The organism is Bacteroides helcogenes P 36-108, from assembly GCF_000186225.1.
GTDB lineage: Bacteria > Bacteroidota > Bacteroidia > Bacteroidales > Bacteroidaceae > Bacteroides > Bacteroides helcogenes.
Genome location: NC_014933.1, coordinates 2822761 through 2843741, shown reverse-complemented (window position 1 = coordinate 2843741; position 20981 = coordinate 2822761). Strand labels below are relative to the sequence as shown.

Annotated in this window: 17 protein-coding genes and 2 tRNA genes; 8 read left to right on the top strand and 11 right to left on the bottom strand. The window is 39.2% G+C overall.

Annotated features, from left to right (window positions below):
• Positions 1-11 precede the first annotated feature (11 nt).
• The 5 genes from BACHE_RS11575 to BACHE_RS11555 all read right to left on the bottom strand — a co-directional run bounded on the left by BACHE_RS11575 (position 12) and on the right by BACHE_RS11555 (position 4861).
• A tRNA-Lys gene (locus BACHE_RS11575) sits at positions 12-84 on the bottom strand.
• A gap of 93 nt (positions 85-177) precedes the next feature.
• Positions 178-981 (bottom strand): MBL fold metallo-hydrolase, encoded by an 804-nt coding sequence (locus BACHE_RS11570; protein WP_013547895.1) that lies wholly within the window; start codon positions 979-981, stop codon positions 178-180.
• Between the two features lie 412 nt (positions 982-1393).
• On the bottom strand, positions 1394-2800 hold the full coding sequence (uxaC, locus tag BACHE_RS11565; protein WP_041579371.1) for a glucuronate isomerase: 1407 nt from the start codon (positions 2798-2800) through the stop codon (positions 1394-1396).
• A gap of 409 nt (positions 2801-3209) precedes the next feature.
• The gene (locus tag BACHE_RS11560) at positions 3210-3734 is read right to left on the bottom strand and encodes an FHA domain-containing protein (RefSeq protein WP_013547892.1); all 525 of its coding nucleotides are present in this window, start codon (positions 3732-3734) and stop codon (positions 3210-3212) included.
• A gap of 50 nt (positions 3735-3784) precedes the next feature.
• A complete protein-coding gene (locus tag BACHE_RS11555) occupies positions 3785-4861 on the bottom strand; it encodes an HU domain-containing protein (RefSeq protein ID WP_013547891.1) in 1077 nt (358 codons plus the stop codon).
• 140 nt (positions 4862-5001) lie between these two features.
• Here BACHE_RS11555 and rfbC point away from each other — a divergent pair, with 140 nt between their 5' ends.
• From rfbC to BACHE_RS11540, 3 genes are read left to right on the top strand one after another with little or no spacing between them, the layout of a single operon-like run.
• Complete coding sequence (gene rfbC, locus BACHE_RS11550; RefSeq protein WP_013547890.1) at positions 5002-5550, top strand: dTDP-4-dehydrorhamnose 3,5-epimerase; 549 nt, start codon at positions 5002-5004, stop codon at positions 5548-5550.
• Between the two features lie 3 nt (positions 5551-5553).
• A complete protein-coding gene (locus BACHE_RS11545; protein ID WP_013547889.1) occupies positions 5554-6867 on the top strand; it encodes a UDP-glucose dehydrogenase family protein in 1314 nt (437 codons plus the stop codon).
• A 15-nt stretch (positions 6868-6882) separates the two neighbouring features.
• The gene (locus BACHE_RS11540) at positions 6883-7677 is read left to right on the top strand and encodes a DUF4738 domain-containing protein (protein WP_013547888.1); all 795 of its coding nucleotides are present in this window, start codon (positions 6883-6885) and stop codon (positions 7675-7677) included.
• A 26-nt stretch (positions 7678-7703) separates the two neighbouring features.
• Here the strand turns inward: BACHE_RS11540 and BACHE_RS11535 are convergent, their stop codons facing one another.
• A complete protein-coding gene (locus tag BACHE_RS11535; protein WP_013547887.1) occupies positions 7704-8951 on the bottom strand; it encodes a DEAD/DEAH box helicase in 1248 nt (415 codons plus the stop codon).
• A 101-nt stretch (positions 8952-9052) separates the two neighbouring features.
• Positions 9053-10282, bottom strand: coding sequence for a phosphoserine phosphatase SerB (serB, locus tag BACHE_RS11530; protein ID WP_013547886.1), 1230 nt, complete (start codon positions 10280-10282; stop codon positions 9053-9055).
• 349 nt (positions 10283-10631) lie between these two features.
• On the opposite strand from serB, the gene BACHE_RS11525 reads away from it, so the two are divergent.
• On the top strand, positions 10632-11147 hold the full coding sequence (locus tag BACHE_RS11525) for a redoxin domain-containing protein (protein WP_013547884.1): 516 nt from the start codon (positions 10632-10634) through the stop codon (positions 11145-11147).
• A gap of 212 nt (positions 11148-11359) precedes the next feature.
• On the opposite strand, the gene BACHE_RS11520 is transcribed toward BACHE_RS11525, so the two are convergent.
• Genes BACHE_RS11520 through lon form a run of 3 tightly spaced genes read right to left on the bottom strand, consistent with a single transcriptional unit; the run spans position 11360 to position 16091 of the window.
• The gene (locus tag BACHE_RS11520; RefSeq protein WP_013547882.1) at positions 11360-12496 is read right to left on the bottom strand and encodes an LptF/LptG family permease; all 1137 of its coding nucleotides are present in this window, start codon (positions 12494-12496) and stop codon (positions 11360-11362) included.
• Positions 12493-13623 (bottom strand): tRNA guanosine(34) transglycosylase Tgt, encoded by a 1131-nt coding sequence (gene tgt, locus BACHE_RS11515; RefSeq protein WP_013547881.1) that lies wholly within the window; start codon positions 13621-13623, stop codon positions 12493-12495. Before tgt ends, BACHE_RS11520 begins: the two co-directional genes overlap by 4 nt.
• Positions 13620-16091: an endopeptidase La gene (gene lon / locus BACHE_RS11510; RefSeq protein ID WP_013547880.1), complete on the bottom strand. Its 2472-nt coding sequence runs from the start codon at positions 16089-16091 to the stop codon at positions 13620-13622. Before lon ends, tgt begins: the two co-directional genes overlap by 4 nt.
• Positions 16092-16263: 172 nt before the next feature.
• Between lon and BACHE_RS11505 the strand changes: the two genes are divergently transcribed.
• The 3 genes from BACHE_RS11505 (at position 16264) to BACHE_RS11495 (ending at position 18142) form a co-directional block, all read left to right on the top strand.
• Positions 16264-16971, top strand: coding sequence for a tRNA1(Val) (adenine(37)-N6)-methyltransferase (locus tag BACHE_RS11505; RefSeq protein ID WP_013547879.1), 708 nt, complete (start codon positions 16264-16266; stop codon positions 16969-16971).
• Between the two features lie 87 nt (positions 16972-17058).
• Positions 17059-17133, top strand: a tRNA-Pro gene (locus BACHE_RS11500).
• Between the two features lie 190 nt (positions 17134-17323).
• Entirely contained in the window at positions 17324-18142 is an 819-nt protein-coding gene (locus tag BACHE_RS11495) for a hypothetical protein (RefSeq protein ID WP_013547878.1), read from the top strand.
• Positions 18143-18443: 301 nt separating this feature from the next.
• Here the strand turns inward: BACHE_RS11495 and spt are convergent, their stop codons facing one another.
• Complete coding sequence (gene spt, locus BACHE_RS11490; protein ID WP_013547877.1) at positions 18444-19631, bottom strand: serine palmitoyltransferase; 1188 nt, start codon at positions 19629-19631, stop codon at positions 18444-18446.
• A 209-nt stretch (positions 19632-19840) separates the two neighbouring features.
• Here spt and BACHE_RS11485 point away from each other — a divergent pair, with 209 nt between their 5' ends.
• Positions 19841-20884 carry a diacylglycerol/lipid kinase family protein gene (locus BACHE_RS11485; protein ID WP_013547876.1) on the top strand — a complete coding sequence of 348 codons (1044 nt, stop codon included), beginning with the start codon at positions 19841-19843 and terminating at the stop codon, positions 20882-20884.
• The last annotated feature ends 97 nt before the right edge of the window (positions 20885-20981 follow it).

Sequence of the window (20981 nt, the reverse complement as noted above, 5' to 3'; positions counted from 1 at the left end):
CTTTTTTCTTGTACACCCTCAGGGATTCGAACCCTGGACCCACTGATTAAGAGTCAGTTGCTCTACCAACTGAGCTAAGAGTGCATATCTCTTTCCTTGATTGCGGGTGCAAAAATAGTTCTTTTGTTTTATTCAGCCAAGCAAAAAAGCTACTTTTTGCGATGAAATCGACGTTTTTCATTCAAACTCGTATAAATCAGATGGAGTGGTACGCTTCAATGCACATAGTTGTACATCTTTACCTACAATAATACCTTTTTCTCTTAATTTCCATTCCACAGTTTTGTACGCCAATTCCGGATGATTGTTGTCCTTGCTCAGATGGCAGAGCCAAATATATCGTAAATGTTCTGTGATATTTTCGGCAAGAAATTCAGCAGTTGCAATATTACTCATGTGACCGGTACGACTGGTAATACGATCTTTCAGATATTGCGGATAGGTTCCCATGTGCAACATTTCATCATCATAGTTAGCTTCCAATATCAAAAAATTGGCTTTACGGATATATCCTGCCGCAGTAGGAGTGATTTCGCCAAGGTCAGTAAGGAAAGAAAAAACTTTCCCGTCTATTTCAATGCAATAACCAACATTATCTGTTCCGTCATGAGGCACTTCGAATGATTCGATATGAAAATCTTCCAATTGCATGGGTTGCTGCTTTTCCAAATAGTGGGCGGAAGTATGCAATTTCTCCGTCATACAATAGCTTTTATTGATTCCTTCATGGATCTGTGCCGTTGTATAAATGGGAATATGCAACTTCTCTCCCAATCCGCCCACAGCCTTGATATGATCGGCATGGTCGTGGGTTACAAACACTGCACGTATCATCTCCATACTGATGCCCGCTTCTTTCAGTCCTTTTTTTATGGTGCGCACTGCAATGCCGGCATCAATGAGTATTCCATATTTTTCAGTGCCTATGTAGTAGCAATTACCGCTGCTGCCACTTGCAAGGCTTATAAATCTTATTTTCATTCTAAATCTTCTTTATTACAAAAAGACCATCGTTTTCAGAATAAACGACGGTAAAGATGGTAACCCTATCTTTGCATTGGGACGCAAATATACGGAAATTATGCAATATATAGACTTATGTTTTCTTCTTTTTGTCGATAAATGCGGTGATTGTGGCAGGAAAATAAAATATTATCTACTACGTTTTATATCTCTGTTTACTAAGAATTATTCGTCCCATATCTGTTTCATTATCGTCCGACAATTGTCGGACGATAATGAAACAGATATGGGACGATAATACAACAACTGTCGGACGATTATTTCTTAGTAAGCAAGATATTAGTTTCTTTAGGTGCTATGAATAATTCTTGGGGGTATCGGCAATAATCGCTCGGTTTGAAGCCATATACTTTCTGCCTGACGTATCTTCTTAGAATTGGAAGAATTTCTTGGCATTGTAATAGCTGATATCCTCTATCATCTGATTGACACGTTCCATTTCTGATACAGGGATCTCGCCATTTTCCACATCCCTCCCTACAAGGTTGCACAATGTACGGCGGAAATATTCATGGCGCGGATAGGAGAGGAATGAACGGGAATCAGTCAACATACCTACAAAACGGCTCAGCAATCCAAGCACCGACAGAGCATTCATCTGCTTCTCCATACCGTCCTTCTGATCGAGAAACCACCAGCCTGAACCGAACTGAATCTTTCCGGCAACAGTGCCATCTTGGAAGTTGCCCAGCATGGTAGCAATCACTTCGTTAGCACATGGATTTAAATTATAAAGAATGGTCTTTGTCAGTTTGCCTTCGGAGTTCAGATGATCAAGGAACTTGGACAAAGCTTTGGCTGTAGAAAACTCACCGATAGAATCGAACCCGGTGTCAGGACCGAGCAACTTGAACATCTTGCTATTATTGTTGCGGATAGCGCCATAATGATATTGCTGCGTCCAGCCTTTCTCCCAATCCATTTCGCTAAATATGACAAGCATGGCTGATTTGAATTTCAGAATTTCTTCTCCGGTCAATTCCATTCCACCATACACTTTGTCAAAGATGGCTTTGATTTCAATATCCGTATAGTCCTCTGCATAGAACTCTTCAATACCGTGGTCGGACAATTTACAGCCTTGTGCCGCGAAAAAATCATGGCGCTTGCGCAAAGCAGCAATCATATCGTCAAAATGAGAAATAGCTGTATCACTTACTTCAGACAGCTTTTCCACATAAGTGCGGAAGTCAGCGGGATTTTCCACTGCCATAGCCTTGTCGGGACGCCAGGTCGGCAACATTTTGATTTCAAAGCCACTTTCGCGGGTCTTGATGTGATATTCCAAAGAATCAACTGGATCGTCAGTAGTACAAACCACTTCCACATGATAGCGGCGCATCATGCCACGGGCTGAATATTCAGGTTGCTTCAGCTTCTCATTACATTCGTCGTAAATATCGCGTGCTGTTTGCGGATTCAAAATTTTATTGATGCCGAATGCGGTTTTCAGTTCAAGATGGGTCCAGTGATACAACGGGTTACGAAACGTGTAGGGTACTGTCTCCGCCCATTTTTCGAACTTTTCCCAGTCAGTAGTTTCTTTTCCAGTACAATAGCGTTCGTCTATGCCATTTGTACGCATGGCACGCCATTTGTAATGATCACTTCCCAACCAAATTTCCGTTAAAGATTTGAAGCGATAATCGTCTGCTACCATTTGGGGAATAAGGTGACAGTGATAGTCTATAATCGGCATTTTGGCCGCATGTTCATGATACAACTTCTGTGCAGTTTCTGTCTGTAACAGAAAGTTTTTTCCCATAAAATTTATCATCTTTTATATTCTGATTATCTAAAAATATTACTGATTACTACATTTTGTATATAGTATTGATTATTAATGTAATAAATACAAGTATTCTTTTTATTTTCATTAACCGTTATCGAACACAAAAGTATAAATTTTACTTTTAGAAGCAAAAGGAATCGCATCTTTGTGGTCAATATTTATAATATTTAAGCATTAGAATGGGTAATCTTCATTCCCCTTGAGAAAAGAACAAAATGGAAAACAATAACTTGAATAGCGTTTGCGCAGATCTAAAATTATAATTTAAATCACATCAGCCATTTAAATTATCTTCTAAAATGAAAGTTTAAACAGACAAACTGTTCCCTATATTGTTTACAGCCGTAAAGAAATACCCAGATTCAGTATTCCTTGTTATGTGATTATAATAAATTCACTCTCTTGCCGTACGCAAAATAAAAGTAGTAGCTCCAATAGTGATAATAGCTCCATCCTCAATACGTATGCGATCTTTATCACCTAAAATTTCATTATTCAAAAAAGTCCCCGTTAAGCTGGGAGCATCTCGCAACGTGTACACCAATCTACCTTGTTTATTACGCCTTACATTTACAATGCAATGACGACGATCCATACTCATGTCCGAACTTTCAATGGGGACATTGATAACAGTACCCACACAACGGCGTCCTATTATGTTATCTCCTTCTTGTAAAGGCAACACTTGCTTAAAACCGAATACATTTTCAATGACTGTAATACTTCCGAAAGCCTCTCTGAATTCATCCTCATCTGTTTTCTCTTCCTTTTGGGGAGCCTGCATTTTCGTCTTTCCCAAACGAATGCTGAACTGCTTCTTGCACTGTTCGCAAACAAAGACCAACGACTGTCCTTCACTGTATTTTGTTTCATCGAACATCAGGTAACTCTCACATTTAGGACAACGAATTCGTTTCATTTATTGCTGAAAATTTAGAATTAATATACAAAGAAAAAGTTGTAGCTGCTTTATTTTTTCAGCACCCATGCGCTATGATAAGCCTCATTCTGACGAATTTTATTCAACAGCCGATAAGCTTCCACTTCGGTACTGCATGACTCTATGCTTACACGCATCTTGCCATCACCAACAATAGCTTTTGCATCGGCAAAGCCTTTTTCTACCAATTTCTTTGCCATAACTTCAGCGTCCTTTGCAGTTCCTACGCTTGCAACAATTATATGATAGAATTTGGAAGTAGCAGGACGGGTATTTGTCACAGGCTCCGTTTTCGTGCCCAGCATGGCAGTTGGTGTATCAGGCCGACCTACTTTTATTTCTTTTACAGAAATGGGGGCAACAGTTTTCTTTTTAGCTTGACCTAATCCTGATTTAACCGAGACTTTGGTCTTTTCCATTGTCTGACTATTAACAATAGGAGTAATGGCAAGTGATTGTCTTCCTATTTTTTCAAAAAGTTCTCCGGGAAGTAACTGCGCATAATTTTCTTCGGCAACTTCTGTATTCTCTACTGGAACGGATAGAAAGAAAAAGAGAACGACAACGGCTATCATTGCAACTGCATTTGTCAAATAAGAACGGCTAATCTCTAATTTATACTTCTTTTTTTCTTCCGTGACGAAAACAAAAGGAACGACTTTTTCTTCGGCCGATTGAACCGAAGCAGACAATTCGTTCATTTCAAAACTGTCCAGACCATAAAGATAAGGTGTAGTGATTCTATTGTCATAAGGCATGAAATCATAAATGCCATGAATGGAATAGTGTAATTCACCTACATTCGACAAATCAGCTTTTCCATCTTCATGAAGAACGGTGAGCAGCTCATTGACTTCTTTATCCACAATCTTCGTAGCATCGGAAAAATTGGTGTCATATACAGCCATATAAGATTGCACCAACAATCCATCGTTCATCTTTAACTGTGGATTAAAGCCAATAATGCGGGCAGGTGGAAGAAAAATATTTTCCTCTGCTACTTTTACCGCCGAAGTATAATGGGCAACAAATCCTCCCAATCCCGGAACAATTACACAATCGTTCTCCAATAATAATGCTTCTATATGCTGTGCCAACTCAATCATGCTACAAAAGTAACGGAAATATCGGATATACGCTACTTTCAGAGCTTTTTTCTTATCAACAATTTATAAACCATACCCTAAATATTAGATTTTTTTCCTACTTTTGCATCGTTTAAAAGTAAATAAAACATTTTGAAAAAATGAACTACATACAAACAGAGATTGACGGGGTATGGCTAATTGAACCTAAAGTATTTTCTGACGCACGTGGGTACTTCATGGAAGCGTTTAAAGAAGAAGAATTTCGCATACATGTCGGAGATGTCCACTTCATTCAGGATAATGAATCGAAATCGTCATTCGGTGTATTACGTGGATTGCATTATCAGCAAGGCGAATACAGTCAAGCTAAATTAGTACGTGTCCTCAAGGGTAGGGTGCTGGATGTTGCTGTCGATTTGCGACGTTCTTCTTCTACTTTCGGCAAGTACGTCAGCGTAGAATTGAGTGAAGAAAACAAACGGCAGTTTTTCATACCACGTGGATTTGCACATGGTTTCCTTGTATTGAGCGATGAAGCCGTCTTTACATATAAAGTTGATAATGCATATGCACCACAGGCTGAAGCTTCCATCCGTTTCAACGATGAAACAATAGGTATCGAATGGCCTGTTTCCGAAAAACAACTTTTGTTGTCAGACAAGGATGAACACGCTGTATCATTCAACGATGCGGTATATTTTGAATAAACCATGAAAATAGCTATTGTTGGTACAGGGTATGTCGGTTTAGTAACCGGCACTTGTTTTGCAGAAATAGGTGTCAACGTTGTATGCGTAGATACGAATAGTAACAAAATCAAATCGTTGGAAAAAGGCATCATTCCGATTTATGAAAACGGATTGGAAGAAATGGTTATTCGGAATGCAAAAGCCGGGCGCCTACAATTTACTACTTCTTTGGAAAGTTGCCTTAATGACGTGGATGTAGTGTTCAGCGCAGTAGGCACTCCTCCGGATGAAGATGGAAGTGCCGATTTAAGCTATGTATTGGAAGTAGCCCGCACTATTGGACGCAATATGCAAAAATATGTATTGGTAGTAACTAAGAGTACCGTTCCCGTAGGTACTGCCCAAAAAGTGCGTTCTGCTATTCAAGATGAATTGGATAAAAGAAAAATAGTCATAGAGTTTGATGTAGCCTCTAATCCCGAATTTTTAAAGGAGGGTAATGCTATTAATGACTTCATGAGTCCCGACCGTGTGGTAGTGGGTGTGGAGTCAGAGCGTGCCCGAAAGCTAATGACCAAGCTTTACAAACCATTTTTACTAAATAATTTCCGCGTTATTTTTATGGACATTCCTTCTGCAGAAATGACGAAATATGCCGCAAATTCCATGTTGGCTACCCGCATTAGTTTCATGAACGACATAGCCAATCTCTGTGAATTAGTGGGAGCAGACGTAAATATGGTACGTAGTGGAATAGGATCGGATACTCGTATCGGACGTAAGTTTCTTTATCCGGGTATTGGTTATGGCGGTTCATGTTTTCCTAAGGATGTAAAGGCCCTAATCAAAACAGCGGAACAAACAGGTTATCAAATGCGCGTGCTTCAAGCCGTTGAAGAAGTAAATGAAAATCAGAAAAATATTTTGTTTGAGAAATTACAGAAACATTTCGATAACGATTTGCAAGGAAAAACAATTGCTCTATGGGGGCTGGCTTTCAAGCCGGAAACAGATGACATGCGCGAAGCTCCGGCTTTGGTCCTGATAGACAGTTTACTGAAAGCCGGTTGCAAGGTGAGAGTTTATGATCCTGCCGCCATGAATGAATGCCGAAGGCGAATTGGCGAACTTATTTGCTATGCAACGGATATGTATGATGCTGCTTTGGATGCAGATGCGTTAATGCTGGTAACAGAATGGAAAGAATTTCGCCTGCCGTCATGGGCAGTTATCAAAAGAACCATGAAACAGGCGGTTGTGTTAGATGGACGTAATATCTATGATAAAAAGGAGATGGAAGAACAAGGATTTGTCTATCATTGCATTGGTAAATAAAGTGAAAAACAAATCATGAAAAAATATGCTATTGGACTATGTTTTATCATTTTGTTGGCTGCATGCAGTAGCAATAGTAAAAATGTAAAACCTGCCGAAGAAGACCTTGCCGCTAAAAAAATATTGCAAGGGATCTGGGTGGAAGAAGATACAGAAATGCCTCTGATGCGTATTGAAGGAGATACAATTTATTATGCTGACCCACAGAATGCTCCCGTGGCTTTTAAAATAATTCACGATACCATCTATGTTTATGGAAACGAACCGATTACTTATAAGATAGACAAGCAAACAGAATATAGTTTTTGGTTTCATTCATTGGCAGACGAAATTATAAAAATGCATAAATCAGAAAACGCAGAAGATTCTTTGGCATTCACCAATCGGGAAGTGGAAATAATTCCTGCAACGCCTGGGGTGATAAAAAAAGACAGCATTGTGATGTACAAAGATACGCGTTACAGGGGATATGTGTATATTAATCCATCGAAGATGAAAGTAACCAAAACTTCTTACTCTGAAAATGGATATAGCGTGGATAATGTCTATTATGATAATGTTGTACACATCTGTGTGTATGAAGGACGAAAAATGCTATATGGTCAGGATATCACCAAGAAGATGTTTGCAAATGTATTTCCTGAAGGACTTTTGAACCAGACGATACTTTCGGATATGAATTTTACGGGAGTCAACAGTAGAGGCTATCACTATCAGGCTATTCTCCGTATTCCGGAAAGTTCTGTTTTTAATCTGGTAAATATAACAATAGATTTCAATAATAAGTTAAACATAAAAAAAGCGGAATAAACCGCTTTTTATTTTATTTCTTTTCTTTATGAATGCTGAGATTTAGGCTTATAATTGCGGTTGTTTTTGTTTTTTTTCCTGCCTCCATTATTACCCCTGTTTTCGCCTGATGCACCTGACCGAGGTCTATATTCAGGTGCTTCACCCAATTCTTCTGGAACAGGAATCTTATAAATGTCCTTTTCCAGAAATTTCTCAATATTCTTAAAGTTCGTTTGCTCTTTCTCGCTTATAAAAGTTAAGGCTACACCATCATTGTTGGCACGTGCCGTACGACCTATACGATGTACATAGTCTTCACTGTCATGGGGCACATCATAATTGATCACCAAACGAATATCATCTATGTCAATACCTCTTGCAACAATATCTGTAGCTACAAGAATATTGATCCGCCCTGCTTTAAATTCATACATTACATCTTCACGCTGTGCTTGTTCTAAGTCTGAATGCATTTCTCCGACATTCAATTTCATCTGTTTCAGAGCCTTCGTTACTTCTTTTACTTTCAATTTGGAAGAAGCAAAGATTATAACGCGTTCCGGTGTTTGCTCAGCAAAAAGATTACGGATAATACCCAACTTCTGATTTTCATAACATACATAGGCTGCCTGCACAATCTTGTCAGCAGGTTTGGAAACTGCCAATTTTACTTCTGCAGGATTATTCAGAATATTGTTTGCCAATTGTTGTATTTTTGTCGGCATGGTCGCAGAAAACATAATTGTTTGCCGTTCTTTGGGCAGAAACTTTACAATTTGCATAATATCGTCATAAAATCCCATGTCAAGCATACGGTCTGCTTCATCCAGAATAAAATAGGTGACGCGCGAAAGATCCACATATCCCAGACTTAGGTGAGCAATCAAGCGCCCTGGAGTGGCAATTACGACATCAGCTCCCAAGGTCAATCCTTTTTTTTGCTGTTCAAATAAGATGCCATCATTGCCACCATATACGGCAACACTACTTACCGGCATAAAATAAGAAAAACCTTCCATTTGCTGGTCTATTTGTTGAGCCAATTCACGGGTAGGAGACATTATTATGCAGTTGATAGAGTCTTCAGGATGCTTGCCCTCCGACAGATTGTTGAGCACAGGTAATAGATATGCGGCAGTTTTTCCTGTCCCGGTCTGTGCTACGGCAATCAGATCCCGACCTTCGAGTATGACAGGGATAGATTTTTCTTGTATAGGAGTACACTCATCAAAGCGCATTGCATCCAGCGCATCAAGTACTTGGTCATTTAGTTGTAGTTCGGAAAACTTCATGTTTCTTTTTATTTTTCGCAAAGATAGTGCAAATTACACGCAATTCTATTAAGTTTACTTAAATTTATAAAGCCAAAATACAATCTATTTCGTTGTAAGTATTATTTGGGTACATCAATATATGAATCTTTGAATCCTAAAAAATATAGAACTCCATCAAGGCCTATTGTGTTAATAGATTGTTTTGCATTTGCCACAACTTTGGGCTTTGCATGAAAGGCTATTCCTAATCCGGCAATTCCGAGCATCGGCAGATCATTAGCACCGTCCCCCACGGCAATGGTCTGCGCAATGTCCACTTTCTCTACTTGGGCGATCAAGCGCAGAAGTTCTGCCTTTCGCTTGCCGTCCACTACATCTCCAAGGTAGCGTCCGGTCAGTTTTCCATTTTCAATTTCCAATTCATTAGCATATACATAGTCAATTCCATACTTTTTTTGTAAATACTCTCCGAAATAGGTGAATCCTCCAGAAAGAATGGCTATCTTATAACCATATTTTTTCAGAACATACATCAAACGATCTACACCTTCAGTAATGGGAAGCTTCTCTGCTATTTCCTGCATAACAGATTCGTCCAGTCCTTTCAATAAAGCTACTCTTTCACGGAAGCTTTCTATAAAGTCAATTTCGCCTCTCATGGCACGTTCAGTAATCGCCTTTACCTTGTCTCCAACACCTGCACGTATGGCTAATTCATCAATAACTTCCGTCTCAATCAATGTAGAATCCATATCAAAACAGATTAAGCGGCGCATTCGGCGATACATATTATCCAATTGAAAAGAAAAGTCCATTTCCAGATCTGTTGCCAGTTGCATCAGTTGCTCCTGCATACCGATTCTGTCTTTTGGAGTACCACGAACGGAAAACTCGATACATGCCTTTGTATGCGATTCACATTCATTCAAAGGGATACGTCCGGTCAGACGTTTAATGGCATCAATGTTCATTCCCTGTTCCGAAAGAATACGGGTGACGGCTGAAATCTGTCGGGCAGACAATTTACGTCCCAATAAAGTAAGAATATACCGATTCTTCCCTTGCATATTTACCCAATCTTCATATTCTTTAGTTGTAATAGGGTAAAAGCGCACAGTTACTCCCAAAGAAGAAGCTTTGAAAAGTAACTCTTTCATAATAAAGCCGGAATGTTGCTCTTCCGTTTTACATAATATGCCTAAAGAAAGAGTATTATGTATGTCTGCCTGGCCAATATCAAGAATTGTCGCATCATATTTAGCCAATATTTCAGTAACGGAAGATGTCAATCCTGGGCGATCTTCACCCGTAATACGGATAAGAATGAGTTCGGTATTCAATGGTTGCATAAATTATCTATTTTGAGAAATAATTGACCACAAAAGTACTACAAATCGGATGCATAAGGAAATTTATACTCACTTATTCCCCAACTACAACCTATTTTATATGGCAGAAGTGGATGAAATACCGATTATTTATGCTAAATAACATAAAAAAAGGCATGCAAAAAGTAAGAAATTTGCTTGTTTATTTGGAAGTTAAATTAAGAAATACTTACCTTTGCAGTCGATTTCAGGATTAAAGACTTTGACTATCAATGGATTCTATCTATTGCAAAGTCTGAAAAGACAATGTTTCGGGAAGAAATCGCTGTTGAAGGACAGTCCCGGATAGTATTAACCAAAACCGTATTGCATGAGATATGTAAAATGGATTTTTGTTGTATTACTAATAAGTTCCTTGACTTCTTTTGTAGAAAAAGACAAAACCGCCGGAGGTTTAAATGTGGGTGACATAGCCCCGGACTTCAAACTCCAATCTATGTTGGCTGAGCAATTTAAAGCTGGTCTTTCCGATTTGAAAGGCAAGTATGTAGTGCTTAGTTTTTGGGCAAGTTACGATGCGCATTCCCGGATGCAAAACGCAAGTTTAAGCAATGCACTTCGTTCCACTTCCCGTAGTAATGTGGAAATGGTTTCTATTTCATTTGACAAGTATCAGTCTATATTTGAAGAAACCATTCGTAAGGACCAAATAGTTACACCCATTTGTTTCGTGGAAACTAAAGGTGAATATTCAAGCCTATTTAAAATGTATCGTTTAGGCCAAGGATTTACTAACTATTTACTGGATGATAATGGTGTTATTATTGCCAAAAACATCTCTGCTGCAGAACTTTCTGCTTACTTGACCTCAAACATCATTCTCTGAAAAAGAGTATGAAAAATTAGGGAAAGCTTGTAAGAAGAAAGCGACATGCTCTCTAAACAGACCAGATATACACTGAAGTTTGGCAAAAGAGAGCAGAACAAAAGAGGAAACGAATACAACAAAAAGCCCTTCTCGCTCAAGTGTTCTCACACGTGCGGGAGGGGCTTCTTTATTTTAATTAAATTTTGTGCATACCCCTTGATAATCATCAGCTATTTTGGTGCTTTCCGATATAGGTAAAGCGCCACAAATGCATAAAGCACATTAGGTATCCATATGGCAATGACCGGAGGCACATTGCCATTTACTGCGAATGTGGAGGCAATCGTCTGAAATAAAATATAGGAGAAACTTAATGCCAAACCTATCCCCAAATGAAGTCCCATTCCCCCCTTAGTTTTTTTCGATGACAAAGAAACCCCGATCAATGTCAAAATAAAAGATGCAAATGACATCGCAATACGTTTATGATACTCTATCTCAAATTCTTTGATATTGGCAAAACCACGCTGACGCTGTCTGTCAATATATTCACTCAACTGAGGACTGGTCAACATTTCCTGCTGATTCTTCATAATCAGAAAGTCTGCTGGCTCCATAAAAAGAGTTGTATCAATGCGATCACCCTTCGTGATGCTTTCTTTCATACCATCCATTGCACGAATCATATAGTCTTTTACAATCCATTTATGCACGGAAGTCGTATCATAAGTTATGGAGCGAGCCGTGAGATGAGAAACTAACTGCTTGTCCCTGAACTTGTCCAAAGAGAAACGATATCCCGTTTTACTATAATCTTCAAAGCGTTCAATATAAGCAATTACCCCGGAATCGACTTCCAACTGAATATTACGCGCAGTATTTGCCTTTCGGGGTTTGTAATACTTGTCTTCAAAATTGATTCGTGTCACACTACCTTTGGGTATTATATAAGATCCCAAACAGAAAGTTATAACTGCAATTATAGCTGCAGATACCATATAAGGACGCAACATACGTCTAAAACTCATGCCTGTGGAAAACATAGCTATGATTTCCGAATTTTCTGCTAATTTGGAAGTAAAGAAGATTACTGCAATAAAGACGAACAACGGGCTGAACAAATTAGCAAAATAGGGAATGAAATTTAGATAATAATCGAAAACTATAGCATTCCATGGCGCTTCATGCGACATGAAACGATCCATCTTTTCATTAAAGTCAAATACAACTGCAATAGAGATAATTAAAGCGATGGCAAAGACATACGTACCCAAGAATTTCTTAATGATATACCAATCCAGCCGCTTCAGAAATTTATCCTCAGACAGTCTTGCATTTTTCAATATCTTCCACTTAATTCTTCTCATAATCTTGTAGATACACGTTTCACCATCATCGGCTTCCACGTAGAAAAATCACCGGCAATGATATGTTTACGAGCTTCGCCTACCAGCCACAAATAGAAAGCTAAATTATGGATGGAAGCAATTTGCATGGCAAGCAATTCCTGAGCATGGAATAAATGACGCAAATAAGCTTTGCTGTAAATTGTATCTACATAAGATGCACCGTTCGCTTCAACAGGAGAATAGTCCATTTCCCATTTTTTGTTACGCATGTTTATGATACCATCTTTGGTGAACAACATACCATTGCGTCCGTTACGGGTAGGCATTACACAATCGAACATATCCACACCGCGCTCTATGCCTTCCAATATATTCACCGGGGTTCCCACCCCCATTAGATAGCGAGGTTTATCTTTAGGAAGAATGCCATTCACCAATTCAATCATTTCGTACATCTTGTCAACCGGTTCACCTACCGCCAATCCTCCTATGGCATTACCGTCCGCATTTTTAGAAGCAACAAACTCGGCAGACTGTTCACGAAGATCTCTGTAAACACAGCCCTGTACGATTGGGAACAACGATTGGCGATAACCATATTTCGGTTCGGTTTCATTGAAGCGTTTAATACAACGATCAAGCCAGCGATGTGTTAATCCCAGAGATTTTTTTGCATATTCATAATCAGAATTCCCCGGAGGACATTCATCAAATGCCATCATGATATCAGCGCCAATGGTCCGTTCTATATCCATCACTTTTTCAGGAGTAAAAATATGCTTACTTCCATCAATGTGTGAACGGAATTCTGCACCTTCTTCACGCAATTTACGAATACCGGATAATGAAAAGACCTGAAAGCCGCCACTATCAGTCAACATAGGGCGATCGAATCCATTGAATTTATGCAATCCTCCGGCTCTTTCTATAACCTCTAGTCCCGGACGTAAATAGAGATGATAGGTATTACCTAAAATAATCTGTGTCTTTATATCCTCTTTCAGTTCGGGCAAATGTACACCTTTTACTGTACCCACAGTACCTACCGGCATGAAAATCGGTGTCTCAATCTGCCCGTGATCGGTGGTAATCAAACCGGCACGCGCATTCGTCTTACTGTCTGTATATTGTAGTTCAAATGTCATTCTTCTTTCTTCTCTTTTTTTACGGACAAGTTTATGGCATCGGCTACTTTTTCATCGGTCAGCGCAATGGCAAATACTTCTTTTACATCTTTTACGTAATGGAAACTCAGTCCTTTCAGATATATTTCCTGAATCTCATCTATGTTTTTACGATTTTCATCACTTAAAATAATCTCTTTAATACCGGCACGTTTAGCGGCCAGTATTTTTTCCTTGATACCACCTACCGGTAACACTTTACCTCGAAGTGTTATTTCACCTGTCATTGCAAGATTTGCTTTTACTTTTCGTTGGGTCAGGGCAGAAGCAAGAGAAGTAGCCATCGTGATACCGGCAGACGGACCATCTTTTGGGATAGCCCCTTCAGGCACATGAATATGAATATTCCAATTATCGAAAATGTCTTCATCAAGGTTCAATAAAGAAGCATGTGCCTTGATATATTCAAGTGCCAACATTGCCGATTCTTTCATCACATCACCCAAATTGCCTGTCAGAGTCAGACGGGCGCCTTTACCACGACTCAAACTGGTTTCAACAAAAAGGATTTCGCCACCTACAGCAGTCCAAGCCAATCCCGTTACAACACCGGCATATCCATTTCCTTGATACTTGTCACGGGTATATTCCGGAACGCCAAGAAATTCGTGCAAATCTTCCGTTTTTATTTCCTTCTTTGCAAAATAGCCATTTGTAGCATACTGACGTGCCGATTTACGAAGTATTTTACCTATTTTCTTCTCCAATTCGCGTACACCACTCTCACGAGTATAATTTTCGATAATGGCTTCCAGTGTACTCTTTGGAATCTTGATGTCGTTTTTTTTCATTCCATTAGCTTCCAGTTCTTTCGGAACTAAATGACGACGTGCAATTTCTACTTTTTCTTCTGTAATATACCCGCTTACCTCAATTAATTCCATACGGTCTAACAATGGACCGGGAATTGTATTCAGATTATTGGCCGTAGCAATAAACATTACCTTAGACAAATCATAGTCTACATCTAAAAAATTATCATGGAAAGATGTATTCTGTTCCGGATCAAGTACTTCAAGAAGGGCAGAAGAGGGGTCTCCCTGACGGTCTGCACTAACCTTATCAATCTCATCTAAAATAAACACAGGATTTGAAGAACCAGCCTTTATCAAATTCTTGATGATACGCCCCGGCATTGCCCCGATATAAGTTTTACGGTGTCCGCGAATTTCAGCTTCATCATGTACTCCCCCCAGAGACATACGGATATATTTCCGTTTTAAAGCAGCCGCAATAGAACGCCCCAATGATGTCTTCCCAACACCCGGAGGGCCATACAAGCAAATGATAGGCGATTTCATATCTCCTTTCAACTTTAATACGGCAAGATGCTCCAATATGCGCTCTTTAACTTTCTCCAAACCATAATGATCCTTGTTCAATGTTTTTTCTGCATTAGTGAGATTAAGATTATCTGCCGTGTAAATACCCCATGGCAAACTAAGCATTGTTTGCAGATAATTCAACTGTACACTAAAATCCGGAGATTGTGGATGAGTACGTTCCAATTTGTCCACTTCTCTTAAAAAGGAAGCTTTTATATCCTGACCCCATTTAATATTTTCTGCTTTTTTGCGCATTTCTTCTATTTCCTGCTCCTGACCTCCACCGCCCAATTCGTCTTGAATCGTTTTAATCTGTTGTTGCAAGAAATATTCACGTTGTTGCTGATCTATATCCTCACGCGCACGCATTTGGATAGATTCTTTTATTTCGGCAAGCTGCACTTCTCTATTCATTATTTCCAATAAACGGTAAGTACGGGCACGCAATGAATCAATACGTAGCAATTCTATCTTTTCATCCTTTTTCAATGGCAAATTGGTACAGATAAAATCCACTAAAAACATAGGATTGCTGATATTCTTGATGGCAAATGCCGAATCTTGCGGAAACATATCGGAAGATTTGATATAGCGTACAGTTAAATCCTTGCATGCTTCTACCAATGCCTGAAACTCTTTGTCCTTCTTCTCAGGCAATTCCTCGCTTAAAGTAGCCACACGTCCCTTTAAATAAGGGACTGTATCTGTGACTTCCTTTAATTCCATGCGTTTAGAACCTTGGAGAATAACAGTTGTAGTTTGATCAGGCATTTCTAAAATACGAACTATTTTAGCTACAGTACCGATAGTGTGTAAATCCTCAAATAAAGGAGATTCTGTTTCAGCTATCTTTTGGCATACTACAGCTATGTATGTGTGTTTCTTTTCCGCTTCACGCACTAATTTCAAAGATGATTTTCTTCCTATGGATACAGGCATAAACACACCTGGGAATAATACCATATTCCGAAGAGGTAGCACAGGAAGGATTTCACCTACCTCAATATCCATTAGTTGTTCTTCATTCCCCTCAAAATCAGCAATTACAGAGAAAGCGTTGCCACTATTATCTTCGATATCACTCAGGTAATTTCTTTTCTTCATTTCTTTCTTTTTAGTTTATGTCATATTGGCAGGCCAATAAAGCGCCTGCAAAGGTAAGCTATTTCTTCATAAATAGAAGTCCTTCTTTCTTTAAAAAACACAAAAACAGTGCCAAAATTGTAGCAGTTCTAATACCTTTGAGTATTTTTGAAACCTATAAAAAAAGATGAGTATGACCAATTTATCATTTAAGTTCAAACAATTTACTATATATCATGACAAATGCGCTATGAAAGTAGGTACAGACGGTGTACTTTTAGGAGCATGGGCTCCCGTTGCCAATGCCAAGCGTGTACTTGATGTGGGTACTGGTACTGGACTAATAGCCTTGCAGTTAGCTCAAAGAAACTCCGATGCGAAAATTACAGCAATTGAAATTGATATAGCTGCTGCAAAGCAAGCGAGAGATAACGTATTACATTCTTCATGGGCAGACAGAATAGAAGTTGTATGTATTGATTTCCGAAATTATCAATCAGAAGATAAATTTGACCTTATAGTTTCCAATCCCCCTTATTTTATTAATGCACTCAAATGTCCTAACAAGCAACGTTGTGTGGCACGACATACAGAAGACTTGAATTATAATTTATTGTTTTCTCGGGCAGCACACTTACTTTGTGATCAAGGAGTCATAAGTATTATAATTCCATCTGAGGCTGAAAAACTTGTTCTCGATACCGCTTGGAACCACAAATTACTTCCCTTGCATCGTATGCGTGTCTTTACAAAACCGGAAAAACCGTGCCGTCGCGTATTATTAACCTTCGGTTTCCAAAATAAAGAGTGTATTGAAGAAAATATTTGTATTGAAGTGAATCACAATGAATTTACCCCCGAATATATAGCTCTGACAAAAGACTTTTATCTAAAATTGTGATTCAATATTATAGAAAAATATTCAAAAGGTTTGGTTGGTATCAAAAAAGTTTTTACCTTTGCATTCGCTTTTAAGAAGTAAAGCATTCGGGGTGTAGCGCAGTCCGGTTAGCGCACCTGCTTTGGGAGCAGGGGGTCGTGGGTTCGAATCCCGCTACCCCGACAGAAGATAGTCCTTTATAGTCAATGCAATAGCAAAGATTATAAAGGATATTTTTTTGTTCTCCATTCACTTTAATATGTAAATCCTGCCATTTTTTGACTTTTTTTTCCGTCCTTTGCTGAGAAAACTTCGAGAAAAGCAACAATACCATACCAATAGCAAAATTATGTTTAAATAAAAAAGTAAACAAATGAATACTAAGACATCAATCCTCTCTGCCTTACTATGTCTGTCCGGCACAGCAGTGCTTTATTCGCAAGAAACAATAACCGAGGCTAATTATCTGAAGCAAGACAGCCTTCTTTGGGCAGAATATGAAAGCCGGACTGCAGAGTTGAGCCAATACTGGAAAACGAATCCTGAAGTGAAAGACAGCATCCAGCATGTGTATCAGAAAGTTTATCGGAAGGCCTCCGAAGGAAACATAGCATTAGCTATGAAATACGCATCAGTCCCCAGTGGCTTGCAGCGTTTGTATATGGTCCGCCTGGATATATCTAAAGATACCTTGCAGAGTATTCTGAACAATCTCAGTACAGACATGCAAGAATCTTTTTATGGTAAAAACATCAGAGAGCATATCCAGACCCGGCAAATACAGGAAGGAGATTCCATATCGACTTTCCCTTGCATTCAAAGTGACGAAAAGCCGTTTGATTGGAATGCGACTGAAGGGAAGCAACTGTTGATCCTTTATGGCGGATTGGGATGTATGGGCGAAGATGGACGCCGGGAACTGAAAGAACTCTATGACCGGACATCCCGCAAAAACCTCTTGGTAGCAGTGTATTGGCCTTGCGCTTCATTGGCAGAATTGCAAGAGATAAAGCAAGCATACCCATCCGAATATACTTTTGTCTCTGATTTCAAACGGGATGCAAGTCCCATAAAAATCAAGTATGGCACACAAGCTACCCCTACCTGTTTCCTTACGGATAAGCAGCATGTTGTGAAAGTGAAGTGTACCGGACTTCGCATAAACCTGTTTAATCCTCACATCGAGGATTAGAAGAATCTGTTATAAGAAAAATTATATTGTTGATTATCTGAAGGTAGCAGATTTATTATTTTTGGGTGCGAATAAAGTGTTGCTTTAATACTAATAAAGTAACACTTTATCGGCATTACAGCACTGTTTTAATGCCGATAAAGCGATGCTGTACTCACTGAAAAGTGATTGCATAGTGAGTGGTCAGTTGCTATCGTATGTTGCATTTCCAAAAAGAAAGAATGGGGTGACGAAAACAAAAGAGCTGCCTAAACCGTATTGGTTTATGCAGCTCTTTTGTTTTCGTTTACTTGTTGAGTAGTTATTTGATAATACCTAACTCCTTGAAGCACTTCGTAAGATGATCCACTGCATAATCCACCTGCTCTTTAGTGTGAGTAGCCATCAATGCCACACGTACCAATGTGTCTTGCGGGGCACAAGCAGGAGGTATAACCGGATTGATGAAAATACCTTCATCAAAAGCCATCTTCGTCACAACAAATGTCTTCTCGGTATCACGCACGTACAGAGGAATGATAGGAGATTCGGTTTCACCGATTTCAAAACCGGCATCACGGAACCTTTTTAATGCGTAATTGGTGATATCCCATAAACGTTGGATGCGATCCGGTTCCGACTTTATGATATGCAGAGCTTCGCGTGCGGCTGCAGTTGAAGCAGGTGTACTACTTGCCTGAAAAATATAGGAACGGGCATTATGGCGCAACCAATTAATCACCTCTTTGTCTCCGGCAATAAAACCACCGATGGAAGCCAATGATTTGCTGAATGTTCCCATAATAAGATCAATGTCTTTTGTAACGCCAAAATGGTCACAAACACCACGACCTTGTTTACCGAAAACACCTAAACCATGAGCTTCATCTACATATATGCTGGCATTATATTTCTTCTTCAGGCGGACAATTTCGGGCAAGTTGGCCAAATCACCTTCCATGGAAAAGACTCCATCTACGACAATCAGCTTCACTGCATCCGGTTCGCATTTCTGGAGTTCTTTTTCCAAAGCCTCCATGTCATTGTGCTTATATTTTAATTGCGTAGCAAATGTAAGACGACGCCCGTCCACGATGGAAGCATGGTCACGGTCATCACAAATGATATAATCACCACGGCCTACTACTGCGGGAATAATGCCTTCATTTACCGTAAACCCAGTAGAAAAACACAGTGCTTCGTCTTTTCCGACAAATTCCGCCAATTCTTTCTCCAGTTCAACGTGTATGTCTAACGTTCCATTCAAGAAACGAGAACCTGCACAACCTGTACCGTATTTTTCTGTGGCGGCTATTGAAGCATCAATAATTCGTTTGTCGTAAGTCAGTCCCATGTATGCATTAGAGCCAAACATCAGGACCTTTTTACCATCCATCATTACCTCTGTATCCTGATGGCTGTTAATTGTGCGGAAATACGGATATACGCCTTTTGCCATAAACTGTTGCGGCAGGTCGTACTTCGCAAATTTGTCTTGTAGTAAACCCATGAAATGTCTTTTATATTATGAATATTAAAATTCTATCAAATACACATCTTTCGAAAACAGGGGGCAAAGATAGCAAAATATGTCGGTATATGTTTCATCTGTTCCAAAAAATCTACTCCAACTTGTTTTAAAATGCTCGGATGATTAAAAATTGAAGTATTTATATTACTTTTGCAAGTCAATAGAATTACATAGAAACATCCACCTGCATGGACGAAAAAAAGAAGAAAATATCATTTGTTATAAATCCGATATCCGGCACGCAGAGTAAAGAACAAATAATGAAATGCATTGATGAAAAGCTGGATAAAGCGAAATATGTACAAGAGGTTGTCTATACCGATCATGCCGGTCATGCTGTAGAAATAGCAGCACAAAAGGCAAAGGAAGGTGTACATGCTGTTGTTGCCATTGGAGGAGACGGTACTATTAATGAAATAGCCCGTTCGTTAGTACATACTCGGACTTCCTTGGGGATTATCCCATGCGGTTCGGGTAACGGCCTGGCACGGCACTTGCAAATTCCGATGGAACCTAAAAAAGCCATCGATGTTATTAATGAAGGACTGATAGATATTATTGACTACGGAAAAATAAATGATGTGCCGTTCTTTTGTACTTGCGGCGTGGGATTTGATGCTTTTGTCAGTTTACAGTTTTCAAAAGCAGGCAGAAGAGGTCCGCTTACTTATCTGGAAAAAACATTACTCGAAAGTCTGAAATATCGTCCGGAAACATACGAGTTGGAAATGGATGGAAGCACTCTACGATATAAAGCCTTCCTTATAGCCTGTGGAAATGCTTCACAATACGGAAATAATGCCTATATTGCCCCGCAGGCTACTTTGACAGACGGATTGCTGGATGTCACGATACTGGAGCCTTTTACCGTTTTGGATGTTCCTGCATTATCTTTTCAATTGTTCAATAAGACCATTGATCAAAATAGCCGCATCAAAACATTCCGCTGCCAGACTTTATGTATTCATCGCTCCAAACCGGGAGTAGTGCATTTTGACGGTGATCCGATGATGGCCGGTGAAAATATTGACGTGGAAATTATAAAAAAAGGATTGCAAGTCATTGTTCCGCATAATGCAACAAAAGACACATCCAACGTGCTGCAAAGAGCTCAGGACTATATTAACGGATTGAAGCAGATTAATGAAGCTTTTGTCGAAGATATTGCTCATACTAACAAAAAGATATTGCATAAAGGAAAAGAACAAATTAAAAAACTAACCAAAGGATAAGTAAAACTTGGTATGTTTTTTAAAATAAATATCCGTTGTTTGATGTGCCTATTATTGTTTTAAGTATTTTTGCGCAATGTTTATGTAGCAGATAAGG

Excerpts from the sequence above, each read along its gene's own strand:
- BACHE_RS11570 (WP_013547895.1), bottom strand. The coding sequence starts at position 981 with ATGAAAATAAGATTTATAAGCCTTGCAAGTGGCAGCAGCGGTAATTGC.
- BACHE_RS11535 (WP_013547887.1), bottom strand. The coding sequence starts at position 8,951 with ATGAAGTTTTCCGAACTACAACTAAATGACCAAGTACTTGATGCGCTG.
- BACHE_RS11485 (WP_013547876.1), top strand. The coding sequence starts at position 19,841 with ATGGACGAAAAAAAGAAGAAAATATCATTTGTTATAAATCCGATATCC.
- lon (WP_013547880.1), bottom strand. The coding sequence starts at position 16,091 with ATGAAGAAAAGAAATTACCTGAGTGATATCGAAGATAATAGTGGCAAC.
- uxaC (WP_041579371.1), bottom strand. The coding sequence starts at position 2,800 with ATGATAAATTTTATGGGAAAAAACTTTCTGTTACAGACAGAAACTGCA.
- BACHE_RS11495 (WP_013547878.1), top strand. The coding sequence starts at position 17,324 with ATGAATACTAAGACATCAATCCTCTCTGCCTTACTATGTCTGTCCGGC.
- tgt (WP_013547881.1), bottom strand. The coding sequence starts at position 13,623 with ATGACATTTGAACTACAATATACAGACAGTAAGACGAATGCGCGTGCC.
- BACHE_RS11525 (WP_013547884.1), top strand. The coding sequence starts at position 10,632 with ATGAGATATGTAAAATGGATTTTTGTTGTATTACTAATAAGTTCCTTG.
- BACHE_RS11520 (WP_013547882.1), bottom strand. The coding sequence starts at position 12,496 with ATGAGAAGAATTAAGTGGAAGATATTGAAAAATGCAAGACTGTCTGAG.
- rfbC (WP_013547890.1), top strand. The coding sequence starts at position 5,002 with ATGAACTACATACAAACAGAGATTGACGGGGTATGGCTAATTGAACCT.
- BACHE_RS11545 (WP_013547889.1), top strand. The coding sequence starts at position 5,554 with ATGAAAATAGCTATTGTTGGTACAGGGTATGTCGGTTTAGTAACCGGC.
- BACHE_RS11555 (WP_013547891.1), bottom strand. The coding sequence starts at position 4,861 with ATGATTGAGTTGGCACAGCATATAGAAGCATTATTATTGGAGAACGAT.
- BACHE_RS11560 (WP_013547892.1), bottom strand. The coding sequence starts at position 3,734 with ATGAAACGAATTCGTTGTCCTAAATGTGAGAGTTACCTGATGTTCGAT.
- serB (WP_013547886.1), bottom strand. The coding sequence starts at position 10,282 with ATGCAACCATTGAATACCGAACTCATTCTTATCCGTATTACGGGTGAA.
- BACHE_RS11540 (WP_013547888.1), top strand. The coding sequence starts at position 6,883 with ATGAAAAAATATGCTATTGGACTATGTTTTATCATTTTGTTGGCTGCA.
- spt (WP_013547877.1), bottom strand. The coding sequence starts at position 19,631 with ATGGGTTTACTACAAGACAAATTTGCGAAGTACGACCTGCCGCAACAG.
- BACHE_RS11505 (WP_013547879.1), top strand. The coding sequence starts at position 16,264 with ATGACCAATTTATCATTTAAGTTCAAACAATTTACTATATATCATGAC.